The following is an 11308-nucleotide window of genomic DNA, read 5'->3' as shown; positions in this document are numbered from 1 at the left end:
CTAATCACCCATTGTGTGGAGTGGGCGAATGTTCAGTAACTAACCACCCATACACGGGCGATACGGTCACCGACATGCCTGGAGACACCGTTTCCGTCATCCGTCCGCGCACGTACGAGGAGGCCGCGGCCGCCGTACGCGACTGCGGGGCCCGCGGCACCGTCGCACGCGGTTCCGGCCGGGCGCACGGGGACGCGGCACGCAACGCCGGCGGCGCCGTCCTCGACATGGCCGGCCTCGACCGGATCCATGTCGTCGACGCCGCCGAGGGCCTCGTGCTGTGCGACGCCGGGGTCTTCCTGCACCGGCTCGCCGAGGTGCTGCTCCCGCTCGGCTGGTTCGTGCCGGTCGCCCCCGGCCCCCGCCCGGTGACGGTCGGCGGGGCGATCGGCGCCGACCTGCACGGCCCCAACCAGCATGTCTCCGGCTCCTTCTCCCGCCATGTGCTGTCGCTGGAGATGCTCACCGCCGACGGCGAGGTCCGCACGGTACGGCCGGGCACCCCGCTGTTCGAGGCGACGGCCGGCGGGATGGGCCTGACCGGCGTGATCCTCACGGCCACGATCCGGCTGCTCCCGGTGCAGACGTCGTATCTGACCGTCGACACCGAACGCGCCCCCAGCCTCGACGTCCTGATGGACCGTCTGGCCGCCGCCGACCACCGCTACCGCTACTCCGCCGCCCGGGTCGACCTGACCGCCCGGGGCGCGGCGACCGGCCGCGGCGTCCTCGTCCGCGGCGACCACACCCCGCTCGACGCCCTCGGCGCGAGCCCCTGGCGGCGGCTGTCGGCCGCCCTGCCCCGCACCCCGCTGCCCGCGGCCCCCGCCGCCCGGCTCGGCCGGATCGCCGCCGGACTCGTGGACGGCCTGTGGTTCCACACCGTCCCCCGGGCCCGCACCGGCGAACTCCGGCGGCTGTCCGCTTCCTTGCGCCCCCTGCACGCCCTGCCCCAGGGAGGCCGCGGTGTCGTGCCGTACCGGTTCGTCGTCGGGCACGGCCAGGAGGAGACCCTGCACCGCATCGTGCGGCGCGTGGCCGGCCGGCGGGGTGCGGCCGGTCCGGGAGTGCTGAAGCGCTTCGGCGAGGCGGACCCCGGCTGGCTGTCCTTCCCGCTGCCCGGCTGGAGCCTCGCCCTGGAGTTCCCGGCCGCGCTGCCCGGGCTCGCCGGCCTGCTCGACACCCTGGACGAGGAGGTCGCCGCGGTCGGCGGCCGGGTCTGTCTGGCCGCGGACGGCCGGCTGCGCCCCGATCTGCTCGCCGCGATGTACCCGCGGCTGGGCGACTTCCGCTCCCTGCGGGCGGAACTGGACCCCCGCGGGGTCTTCGTCTCGGACCTGGCCCGCCGTCTGGGCCTGTGACGACCACTGCACGCCCGGCCCGTCTTCGAGGAGTTGTCGTGAAGGACGCCTTCGGCCTCCCCCAGTCCCTGCTCGTCCTCGGCGGCACGTCCGAGATCGCGCTCGCCACCGCCCGCCGGCTGATCGCCCGCCGCACCCGTACGGTGTGGCTGGCGGGCCGCCCCTCCCCCGCGCTGGAGCGGGCCGCCGAGACCCTGCGCGCCCTCGGCGCCGACGCCCGCACGGTCGACTTCGACGCCCTGGACCCCGAGTCCCACGAGACCGCGCTCGGCAAGGTCTTCGCCGAGGGCGACATCGATCTGGTGCTGCTCGCCTTCGGCATCCTCGGCGACCAGGCGCACGACGAACGCGACCCGGTACGGGCCGTCCGGGTCGCGCAGACCAACTACACCGGCGCCGTCTCCGCGGCCCTGGTCGCCGCCCGTGCGCTCCAGGCGCAGGGGCACGGCTCGCTGGTGGTGCTGTCCTCCGTCGCCGGGGAACGCGCCCGGCGCGCCGACTTCATCTACGGCTCCAGCAAGGCCGGTCTGGACGCCTTCGCCCAGGGTCTCGGCGACGCGCTGCACGGCACCGGCGTGCACGTCATGGTCGTACGCCCCGGCCCGCTGCGGGCGGCGGGCCCGCTGGGCACGACCCCGGAGGAGGTGGCCGCGGCCGTCGAACTGGGGCTGCGCCGGGGCTCGGAGGTGGTGTGGGTGCCGGGTCGGCTACGCCTGCTGATGTCGGCGCTGCGCCACACCCCGCGCCCGCTGTACCGACGGCTCCCCCTGTAGAGCCCTGCTAGGAGACCGTGCTGCGGTTCGCGCCGCGCAGGGCCTGCGGCGGCACCAGCGCGCCGCCGAAGCTGTACTCCCGCAGCTTGCGCCACACCTCGTCGGCGCCCTGCTGGTACAGCGCGAACCCGGTGCACGGCCACTCCGCCTCGAACCCGGCCAGCTCCTCGAAGGCGCGGTCCATCGCCGCCTCCTCGATGCCGTGGGCGACGGTGACATGCGGGTGGTAGGGGAACTGGAGCTCGCGCGCCACCGGCCCGGAGGAGTCCCGGACCCGCTGCTGGAGCCAGGTGCAGTCCTCGGCGCCCTCCACGACCCGGACGTAGACCACCGGGGACAGCGGGCGGAAGGTGCCGGTGCCGGACAGCCGCATCGGGAAGGGCCGGCCGGCCGCGGCGACCGCGCTGAGGTGCGCCTCGACGGCCGGCAGGTCGGCCTCGTCCACCTCGGTCGGCGGCAGCAGGGTGACATGGGTGGGGATGGAGTGAGCCGCGGCGTCGCCGAAGCCCGCGCGCCGCTCCTGGAGCAGGCTGCCGTGAGGCTCCGGAACCGCGATCGACACGCCGATCGTTACGGTCCCCACGTCGTCTCCTGTCGTCGCGTCTGTCGTCTTGTCACAGCCGTGCCGTCCGGCCGTCGGCTATCGACTGTACGGCCATGGAAGTCCTGTGGGCAGGCGCAGCGGAAGTGATGTGCAGCGCTCCACCCACCAGGACGTGTGTACGGCCGTGCGCCCCAGCGCCGGTCCGTGCGGCGCGGTGCCGGTCCGTGCCCCTCAGTGCCTCGGCGGGAGGAAGCCCACGCGGTCGTACGCCTGTGCCAGCGTCTCGGAGGCGACGGCGCGCGCCTTCTCCGCGCCCTTGGCGAGGATCTTGTCGAGGCTCTCGGCGTCGTCCAGGTACTGCTGGGTGCGCTCCCGGAACGGGGTGACGAACTCGACCATGATCTCGGCGAGGTCGGTCTTGAGCGCGCCGTACATCTTGCCCTCGTACTCCTGCTCCAGCTCGGCGATGGAGGTGCCGGTGAGCGTGGAGTAGATGGTGAGGAGGTTGGAGACGCCCGGCTTGTTCTCCGCGTCGTAGCGGATCACGGTGTCGGTGTCGGTGACGGCGCTCTTGACCTTCTTGGCGGTGGTCTTCGGCTCGTCGAGCAGGTTGATGAGACCCTTCGGCGTGGACGCCGACTTGCTCATCTTGATCGACGGGTCCTGGAGGTCGTAGATCTTCGCCGTCTCCTTGAGGATGTACGGCGCCGGGATGGTGAACGTCTCGCCGTAGCGGCCGTTGAACCGCTCGGCCAGGTCCCGGGTCAGCTCGATGTGCTGGCGCTGGTCCTCGCCGACCGGCACCTGGTGGGCCTGGTAGAGGAGGATGTCCGCGACCTGGAGGATCGGGTACGTGAACAGGCCGACGCTCGCCCGGTCGGCGCCCTGCTTGGCGGACTTGTCCTTGAACTGGGTCATCCGGCTGGCCTCGCCGAAGCCGGTGAGGCAGTTCATGACCCAGGCGAGCTGGGCGTGCTCGGGGACGTGGCTCTGCACGAAGAGGGTGCAGCGGTCCGGGTCCAGGCCTGCGGCCAGCAGCTGGGCCGCGGCGAGGCGGGTGTTGGCGCGCAGGTCCGCGGGGTCCTGCGGGACCGTGATCGCGTGCAGGTCGACGACCATGTAGAAGGCGTCGTGGGATTCCTGGAGGGCCACCCACTGGCGGACGGCACCGAGGTAGTTGCCGAGGTGGAACGAACCGGCGGTGGGCTGGATGCCGGAGAGCACGCGGGGGCGATCAGCAGTGGCCATGGTGCCCATTCTCTCATCGGCTGGGGGTGTGATTGGCCCGGGAGGTGGGGGGTGGTTGTGGGGCGCGGGGGACTGCGGGCCGTCCGTGGCTGGTCGCGCCCCGCGGCGGAGCCGCATATGGATGCGGCCCCGCGCCCCTGGGTTGGCTGCCCCTTGGGGCGTCTGTCAGCCGAGGTCGATTTCCGGGTACAGGGGGAAGCCCGCCACCAGGTCCGTTGCCCGCTGGGCGATTTCCTGGGAGACCTTCTCGTCCAGGACGTGGGCCGCCTTGGAGGGGGCGCCGGACTTGGTGGTGCCCGGCTCGGTGGTGGTCAGGACGCGGTCGATCAGGCCCGCCACCTCGTCCATCTCCGCCGTGCCGAGGCCACGGGTGGTGAGCGCGGGGGTGCCGACGCGGATGCCGGAGGTGTACCAGGCGCCGTTCGGGTCGGCCGGGATGGCGTTGCGGTTGGTGACGATGCCGGAGTCGAGCAGCGCCGCTTCCGCCTGGCGGCCGGTGAGGCCGTAGGAGGTGGCGACGTCGATCAGGTTGAGGTGGTTGTCCGTGCCGCCCGTCACCAGGGTGGCGCCGCGGCTCATCAGGCCCTCGGCGAGCGCGCGGGAGTTGTCCACGATGCGCTGGGCGTAGTCCTGGAAGGCGGGCTGCCGTGCCTCGGCGAGGGCGACGGCCTTGGCGGCCATGACGTGCGGGAGCGGCCCGCCGAGGACCATCGGGCAGCCGCGGTCGACCTGGTCCTTGAGGGAGTCGTCGCACAGGACCATGCCGCCGCGCGGGCCGCGCAGCGACTTGTGGGTGGTGGTGGTGACGATCTGGGCGTGCGGGACCGGGTCGAAGTCGCCGGTGAGGACCTTGCCCGCGACCAGGCCGGCGAAGTGCGCCATGTCGACCATGAGGGTCGCGCCGACCTCGTCGGCGATCTCCCGCATGATCCGGAAGTTCACCAGACGGGGGTACGCGGAGTAGCCGGCGACGATGATCAGGGGCTTGAAGTCCCGGGCCTGGGCGCGCAGGGCGTCGTAGTCGATGAGGCCCGTCGCCGGGTCGGTGCCGTAGGAGCGCTGGTCGAACATCTTTCCGGAGATGTTCGGGCGGAAGCCATGGGTGAGGTGGCCGCCGGCGTCCAGGGACATGCCGAGCATGCGCTGGTTGCCGAAGGCCTGGCGCAGCTCGGCCCAGTCGGCCTCGGTGAGGTCGTTGACCTGGCGGGCGCCGGTCTTCTCCAGGAAGGGCGCCTCGACGCGGTCGGCGAGTACGGCCCAGAAGGCGACGAGGTTGGCGTCGATGCCGGAGTGCGGCTGGACGTAGGCGTGCCGGGCGCCGAACAGGGCCTTGGCGTGCTCGGCGGCCAGCGACTCGACCGTGTCGACGTTGCGACAGCCGGCGTAGAAGCGGCGGCCGACGGTGCCCTCGGCGTACTTGTCGCTGAACCAGTTGCCCATGGCCAGCAGGGTGGCCGGGGAGGCGTAGTTCTCGGAGGCGATCAGCTTGAGCATCTCGCGCTGGTCGGCGACCTCCTGGCCGATGGCGTCGGCGACCCGCGGCTCGACCGCGCGGATGACGTCGAGCGCCGCGCGGAAGGCGGTGGACTCGGTGGAAGGGTGCTGCTTCGGCATGGGGACCTCCGGACGGCGTGCGTACAACTCATGTACAGCGTTACGTTCGGCCCAGGCGCACGGCACTGTTTTCCCGCCGGGCCGCTCCCCGATGGTCCGTCCCATCCCAGCGCGCCAGTCACGGCCCGCTGATCAGCCTACCGGGCGCGTCGCCCGGCGCAGGTCCCGCGTCCACCATGCGAGCGACGTCTCCCGCCGGGGTGCGGCCGGCGGATCAGAGGATCACATGGGGCAGGAAGCGGGCGTACTCGTCGGTGATCAGGCCGGTGGACTCGCGGATGCCGAGCCCGGCCGGTTCGCCGCGGACGGTCCAGGCGCCCAGCACCACGTGGTTGCCGTCGAAGGCGGGCAGGGGTGCGAGCTGCTGGTAGCAGCAGGGTTCGTCGCGTACGACGGGTTCGGCGCCCGGCGGGTGGACGGTGACGCCCTCGCCCTCGCGGCCGAGGAGCGGCTTGGCGACGTAGCCGTGGGTGCCGGCCAGGTCGCGGGGGCCGTCCAGGTAGGCGGGGAGGAGGTTGGGGTGGCCCGGGTACAGCTCCCAGAGGACCGCCAGCAGGGCCTTGTTGCTGAGCAGCATCTTCCAGGCGGGCTCGATCCACAGGGTGCTGCCGGTGCCGCCGCCGTTGTCGAGGGTGTCGAGGACATGGCCGCCGAAGGCGTCGGTGGTGAGCCATTCCCACGGGTAGAGCTTGAAGAGGGCGCGGATGAAGCGGAGCCGGTTGTCGACGAAGCGGCCGGAGAGGGTGTCCCAGCCGATCTCCTCCATGGGCAGCCAGTCGGTGTCGAGTCCGGCCTGTTCCGCGGTCTCCTTCAGATAGGCGACCGTCATCAGGTCCTCGCCGAGTTCGTCGGCGGCGGAGTGCGCGAAGTGCAGGGGGCTGCCGGGCGGGAGCAGCGGGGCCTGGGCGCGCCAGGCGTCGACCAGCCGTTCGTGCAGGGAGTTCCACTGGTCGGCGCCGGGGAAGCGGTCCTCCATCCAGAACCACTGGGGGGAGGCGGCCTCCACCAGGGAGGTGGGCGTGTCGGCGTTGTACTCCAGCAGCTTGGCCGGGCCGGTGCCGTCGTAGCGCAGGTCGAAACGGCCGTAGAGGGAGGGGAGTTCGGCGCGGCGGGTCCAGGACTCGGCGACCGCCGCCGCCACCCGCGGGTCGGTGATGCCGAGGTCGGCGAGGCGGTCGCCGGTCACCAGGTGGTCGGCGGCGGCCAGGCACATGCGGTGCAGTTCGCCGACCGTGTCCTCCAGCGCCTCGACCTCGGGCAGGGAGAAGACGTAGTAGGCGCTCTCGTCCCAGTAGGGGCGCAGGGAGCCGTCGGGGTGGCGGGTGAGCGGGTAGACCAGTCCCTGTTCCTCGACGGTCTGCTGCCAGCCGGGGCGGGGCGTGGTGGTGCGGCGTTCCATGCGGGGTGTCCGATCGGGCGTCCGGCTCAGCCGCCGGAGCTGTGGTAGTGGCTGCCGCCGAAGCCGCCGCGGTGGACCCCGCTGCCGCCCGAGGAACCGCCGGAGCCCTTGTGGGGCGGGGTGAAGGAGCCGCCGCTCACCCAGGAGCCCTTCTTCTTGCCGCCGTAGTACCAGTCGCCGTCCACGGACGTGACGGACGTGCAGTTCTTGTCGGAGACGGCCTTGTACCCCTTGGCGGCCTGGTAGCTGTCGCGGTCGACGCAGCGCTTGTCCGGGTCGGAGGAGCAGGCGGTGAGGGCGGCGGCCAGCAGGCCCATGCCGCCGAGTACCACCGTGCCGGACCGCAGTCGCCGTCGTGTGTCGGCCATGTCCGTCTCCCCCGTGTGTCGTGACCGCTTCCTTCGTTTCGGCGGTCAGCCTAGAGAACGGTAAGAGCGCAGGCCCAAGTGGGTGACCGGTAGGGCCTTCTCCTAGAGTCCCTTTGTGCTCTTTGGAATGGTGTGCGCCCTTGGCGCGGCGGTCTGCTTCGGTACCGCGACGGTGTTGCAGGCGGTGGCCGCGCGGACGGCCGGTACGGGCGAGGGGGGCGAGGCGGCCCTGCTGCTGCGGGCGATGCGGCAGTGGCGGTACATCGTCGGGCTGGCGCTGGACGGGATCGGCTTCCTGTTCCAGATCGCCGCGCTGCGCTCCCTGCCGATCTACGCGGTCGGCGCGGCCCTCGCGTCCAGTCTCGCGGTGACCGCGGTGGTCGCGGCGCGGCTGCTGAAGGTGCGGCTGAGCGGCACGGAGTGGGGCGCGGTGGGTGTGGTGTGCGCCGGGCTCGCGATGCTGGGGCTGGCGTCCGGGCCGGAGGGCGACCGGGCCGGCTCGGACACCCTGCGGTACGCGATGCTCGCGGTGGCGGCCGGGATGCTGCTGCTCGCGTTCGCGGGCGGGCGGCTGTCCGGCGGGGCGCGGGCGCTGGTGCTGGGGCTGGGGGCCGGTTTCGGGTTCGGGGTGGTGGAGGTGTCGGTACGGCTGATCGACTCGCTCCGGCCCGCGGACCTGTTCACCAACCCGGCGGCCTATGCGCTGGTCATCGGCGGCGGCGCCGCCTTCATGCTGCTGACCTCCGCGCTGCAACGCGGTTCGGTGACGACGGCCACGGCCGGTCTGGTGATCGGCGAGACGCTCGGCCCGGCGGCGGTGGGCGTGGTCTGGCTCGGCGACCGCACCCGGGAGGGCCTGGCCTGGCTGGCGGTGCTGGGTTTCGCGGTGGCCGTCGTGGGCGCCCTGGCGCTCGCCCGGTTCGGGGAGGCGCCGGCGGCGGTCGAGGCGGAGGCGGAGGTCGAGGCGTCCTGACGGTTCAGGCGTCGGAGAGCTGGTGGAAGGCCAGTCGCGCGTAGAGCGGGCTGGTCTTCAGCAGTTCCTCGTGCGTGCCCGTGGCGCGGACCCGGCCGTCCTCGACGACCGCGATCCGTGCGGCGCCGCGCACCGTGGAGAGGCGGTGCGCCACCGCCAGCACGGCGACCCGGGTGGACAGCTCGCGTACGACGTCCCGCAGTGCCGCCTCGTTGACCGCGTCCAGCTGTGAGGTGGCCTCGTCCAGGAGGAGCAGCCGGGGTTTTCTGAGCAGGGCCCGGGCGATGGCGACGCGTTGGCGTTCGCCGCCGGACAGGGAGACGCCGCGATGCTCGATCCGGGCGTCGAGATCCCCGCCCAGCCGGGCGACGAGGGGTTCCAGCCGGGTCGCGGCGAGGACGTCCCGCAGCTCGTCGTCGCCGACGCCGTCGAGGGCGTAGGCGAGGTTCTCCCGCAGTGAGCCGGCCATGACGGGGGCGTCCTGTTCGACGTACCCGATGCGGGCGCGCAGGGTGTGCAGCGGCCAGTCCCGTACGTCGGTTCCGTCGATGCGGACGGTGCCCGCGTGCGGGTCGTAGAAGCGCTCGATGAGGCTGAGCACCGTGGTCTTCCCGGCGCCGGACGGCCCGACCAGGGCGGTCAGGCCGACCTCCGGTACCTCCAGGGAGAAGGACCGCAGGGCGGGTTCGGGGCGGCCGGGGTAGGTGAAGGAGACGTCCTCGAAGACGGCGACGGAGGCGGACGGGCGGGGCTCCGGGCGGGAGGCCACGCTGGCGGCGGCGGACCGGTCCGGTGCCGGCTCCACCGGCAGGGCGGTGATCTCGGCCACCCTCAGAAACGACCAGCAGGAGACTAGCTGTGAAATCTCCTGATTTCTACGGGAGTTGGCCGCTTCAGAGGCCCAACGCACGAACCCCGCCTCCGGAATCGGAGGCGGGGTTCGGGGTTCGAGCGCCGGGCAGGCCTTGCACCTGCATTTCCCCGCAGGAAGCGGGGCGTCTTTCCTTGGACCACCAACGCACTGCCGGTCACCGGGTGTTCCGGCGGCCTTGCGTGATCAACTGTACCCCATCACGGGAGCACCCGGCACAGGGCGTCCAGCGCTCCCGCCCAGGCGCTGTCCGGCGGGGTGCCGTAGCCGACGACGAGGGCGTCCAAGGGCTCGGCGACGGCCTGTTCATGGCGGTGGAAGGAGAGGCCGTGCAGGGCCAGGCCCTGCCAGGCGGCGGCCTGGACCACCGACTGCTCGGTGCCGGGCGGCAGCCGCAGCACCGCGTGCAGGCCGGCGGCGATCCCGGTGACGCGGACGTCGGGCGCGCGGTCGGCGAGGGCCGCGGTGAGGGCGTCGCGGCGGCGCCGGTAGCGCAGCCGGGCGGAGCGGACATGGCGGTCGTAGGCGCCGGAGGTGAGGAACTCGGCGAGGGTGAGCTGGTCCAGCGCGCCGACGGTGTCCACATGGCCCTTCGCCGCGATCACCTCCTCGATGAGGGCGGGCGGCAGCACCATCCAGCCCAGCCGCAGGCCGGGGGCGAGCGCCTTGCTGGCGGTGCCGAGGTAGACCACCTGGTCGGGGCCGAGGCCCTGGAGGGCGCCGACCGGCTGGCGGTCGTAGCGGAACTCGCCGTCGTAGTCGTCCTCCAGGACCAGGCCGCCGGTGCGGCGCGCCCAGTCGACGACGGCCGCCCGCCGGTCCGGGTGCAGGGCGGTGCCCATGGGGAACTGGTGGGCGGGGGTGAGGAGCACGGCCCCGGCGTCGCCCAACGCGCGGGTGTCGGTGCCGAGTTCGTCGTAGGGCAGGGCGGGGGTGGCCAGGCCGGCGGTGCGCAGCAGACGCCAGTAGAGGTCCAGTCCGTACGACTCGACCGCCACCGTGCGCACCCCGCGCGCCCGCAGCGCCGGGCCGAGCAGCCGCAGGGCGTGCGAGAAGCCCGCGGTGACCAGGACGGAGTCCGGGTGGGCGCGCACGCCCCGGGCGCGGGCGAGGTATCCGGCGAGGGCGGTGCGCAGTTCGGGGCGGCCACGCGGGTCGCCGTAGCCGAGGGCGTCGTTCGGGGCGGCGGCGAGGGCGCGGCGGGCGGCCCTGAGCCACTCGGCGCGCGGGAAGGAGGCGAGGTCGGGGGTGCCGGGGACGAGGCTGTGGACCGGGCGGCCGGGTTCCCGGCGGTGCCGGGGCGCGCTCGCCGGGCGCGAGGGCGGCGGGGCCACGGCGCGGTCCGCCACCCGGGTGCCGGAGCCCTGCCGGGCGGTGAGCCAGCCCTCGGCGACCAGGTCGGCGTAGGCCTCGGCGACGGTGTTGCGGGCGATGCCGAGGTCGGCGGCGAGGGAGCGGGAGGACGGCAGCCGGGTGCCGGGGGCGAGGCGGCCGGTGCGGACGGCGTCGCGCAGCGCGTCGGTGAGGCTGCGGCGCAGCCCGCCGCCGCCGGACGGTTCCAGGTGCAGGTCCACACCCAAAGTGGCCCATGATTTCGCCATGGAAATGGACCATACTCCTGGGCTGCCCGGCTTCTAGGGTCGAGGCATGAGCACAGCACAGGAAACCGTCGAGTACGCCGCCGAACACGCCCCGCGGATGCGCTGGGCCCAGCACGCGCCCGAGGTCTACAAGGCGATGGTCCGGCTGGACGCCGCGGCCCGGCAGGGGCTGGACCCGAAGCTGGCCGAGCTGGTGAAGATCCGTTCCTCGCAGCTCAACCACTGCGCGTTCTGCCTCGACATGCACACCAAGGACGCGCTCGCGGCCGGTGAGAGCGTGGAGCGGATCGTGCAGCTCAGCGCGTGGCAGGAGTCGCGGCACTTCTACACGGAGAAGGAGCTCGCGGCACTGGAGCTGACCGAGGCGGTCACCGTGCTGACCGACGGCTTTGTGCCGGACGAGGTGTACGACCGGGCCGCGCAGCACTTCGAGGAGGCCGAGCTGGCCCAGCTGATCGCGGCCATCGCGGTGATCAACGCCTGGAACCGGTTCGCCGTGACCACCCGGATGACCCCGGGCCACTACCAGGCGGGGCAGTACAAGTGAGCCGTACCC

Annotated in this window: 11 protein-coding genes and 1 riboswitch; of the genes, 4 read left to right on the top strand and 7 right to left on the bottom strand. The window is 73.1% G+C overall.

Annotation, left to right across the window (positions count from 1 at the left end):
- Positions 1–74: 74 nt before the first annotated feature.
- Together ACZ5CZ_RS23580 and ACZ5CZ_RS23575 are read left to right on the top strand one after the other, a co-directional pair.
- Positions 75–1361 (top strand): FAD-binding oxidoreductase, encoded by a 1287-nt coding sequence (locus ACZ5CZ_RS23580; protein WP_468945680.1) that lies wholly within the window; start codon positions 75–77, stop codon positions 1359–1361.
- A 38-nt stretch (positions 1362–1399) separates the two neighbouring features.
- Positions 1400–2134 carry an SDR family NAD(P)-dependent oxidoreductase gene (locus ACZ5CZ_RS23575; protein WP_468945677.1) on the top strand — a complete coding sequence of 245 codons (735 nt, stop codon included), beginning with the start codon at positions 1400–1402 and terminating at the stop codon, positions 2132–2134.
- 7 nt (positions 2135–2141) lie between these two features.
- Here ACZ5CZ_RS23575 and ACZ5CZ_RS23570 read toward each other — a convergent pair whose 3' ends face one another.
- The 5 genes from ACZ5CZ_RS23570 to ACZ5CZ_RS23550 form a co-directional block, all read right to left on the bottom strand.
- The gene (locus ACZ5CZ_RS23570) at positions 2142–2717 is read right to left on the bottom strand and encodes a 2'-5' RNA ligase family protein (protein ID WP_385843485.1); all 576 of its coding nucleotides are present in this window, start codon (positions 2715–2717) and stop codon (positions 2142–2144) included.
- 192 nt (positions 2718–2909) lie between these two features.
- Positions 2910–3926, bottom strand: coding sequence for a tryptophan--tRNA ligase (trpS, locus tag ACZ5CZ_RS23565; RefSeq protein WP_385843484.1), 1017 nt, complete (start codon positions 3924–3926; stop codon positions 2910–2912).
- A gap of 165 nt (positions 3927–4091) precedes the next feature.
- Entirely contained in the window at positions 4092–5540 is a 1449-nt protein-coding gene (locus ACZ5CZ_RS23560; protein ID WP_385843482.1) for a glycine hydroxymethyltransferase, read from the bottom strand.
- 42 nt (positions 5541–5582) lie between these two features.
- Positions 5583–5672: riboswitch (ZMP/ZTP riboswitch) on the bottom strand.
- Positions 5673–5754: 82 nt separating this feature from the next.
- Complete coding sequence (locus tag ACZ5CZ_RS23555) at positions 5755–6939, bottom strand: glutathionylspermidine synthase family protein (RefSeq protein ID WP_468945674.1); 1185 nt, start codon at positions 6937–6939, stop codon at positions 5755–5757.
- 26 nt (positions 6940–6965) lie between these two features.
- Positions 6966–7307 (bottom strand): hypothetical protein, encoded by a 342-nt coding sequence (locus ACZ5CZ_RS23550; protein WP_385843480.1) that lies wholly within the window; start codon positions 7305–7307, stop codon positions 6966–6968.
- 127 nt (positions 7308–7434) lie between these two features.
- Between ACZ5CZ_RS23550 and ACZ5CZ_RS23545 the strand changes: the two genes are divergently transcribed.
- Positions 7435–8280: a DMT family transporter gene (locus ACZ5CZ_RS23545; protein ID WP_468945713.1), complete on the top strand. Its 846-nt coding sequence runs from the start codon at positions 7435–7437 to the stop codon at positions 8278–8280.
- A 4-nt stretch (positions 8281–8284) separates the two neighbouring features.
- Here ACZ5CZ_RS23545 and ACZ5CZ_RS23540 read toward each other — a convergent pair whose 3' ends face one another.
- Complete coding sequence (locus ACZ5CZ_RS23540; RefSeq protein ID WP_468945671.1) at positions 8285–9109, bottom strand: ATP-binding cassette domain-containing protein; 825 nt, start codon at positions 9107–9109, stop codon at positions 8285–8287.
- 242 nt (positions 9110–9351) lie between these two features.
- On the bottom strand, positions 9352–10752 hold the full coding sequence (pdxR, locus tag ACZ5CZ_RS23535; protein ID WP_468945668.1) for a MocR-like pyridoxine biosynthesis transcription factor PdxR: 1401 nt from the start codon (positions 10750–10752) through the stop codon (positions 9352–9354).
- A 46-nt stretch (positions 10753–10798) separates the two neighbouring features.
- Between pdxR and ACZ5CZ_RS23530 the strand changes: the two genes are divergently transcribed.
- Positions 10799–11299, top strand: coding sequence for a carboxymuconolactone decarboxylase family protein (locus tag ACZ5CZ_RS23530; protein WP_385843477.1), 501 nt, complete (start codon positions 10799–10801; stop codon positions 11297–11299).
- Positions 11300–11308: the final 9 nt, after the last annotated feature.

The sequence above is a fragment of the Streptomyces sp. NPDC031418 genome (genome assembly GCF_055581605.1).
This window is presented reverse-complemented; position numbering and strand designations above follow the sequence as displayed.

Coding starts and splice junctions, on each gene's coding strand:
- ACZ5CZ_RS23580 (WP_468945680.1), top strand. CDS start 75: ATGCCTGGAGACACCGTTTCCGTCATCCGTCCGCGCACGTACGAGGAG.
- trpS (WP_385843484.1), bottom strand. CDS start 3,926: ATGGCCACTGCTGATCGCCCCCGCGTGCTCTCCGGCATCCAGCCCACC.
- ACZ5CZ_RS23560 (WP_385843482.1), bottom strand. CDS start 5,540: ATGCCGAAGCAGCACCCTTCCACCGAGTCCACCGCCTTCCGCGCGGCG.
- ACZ5CZ_RS23555 (WP_468945674.1), bottom strand. CDS start 6,939: ATGGAACGCCGCACCACCACGCCCCGCCCCGGCTGGCAGCAGACCGTC.
- ACZ5CZ_RS23550 (WP_385843480.1), bottom strand. CDS start 7,307: ATGGCCGACACACGACGGCGACTGCGGTCCGGCACGGTGGTACTCGGC.
- ACZ5CZ_RS23545 (WP_468945713.1), top strand. CDS start 7,435: ATGGTGTGCGCCCTTGGCGCGGCGGTCTGCTTCGGTACCGCGACGGTG.
- pdxR (WP_468945668.1), bottom strand. CDS start 10,752: ATGGCGAAATCATGGGCCACTTTGGGTGTGGACCTGCACCTGGAACCG.
- ACZ5CZ_RS23530 (WP_385843477.1), top strand. CDS start 10,799: ATGAGCACAGCACAGGAAACCGTCGAGTACGCCGCCGAACACGCCCCG.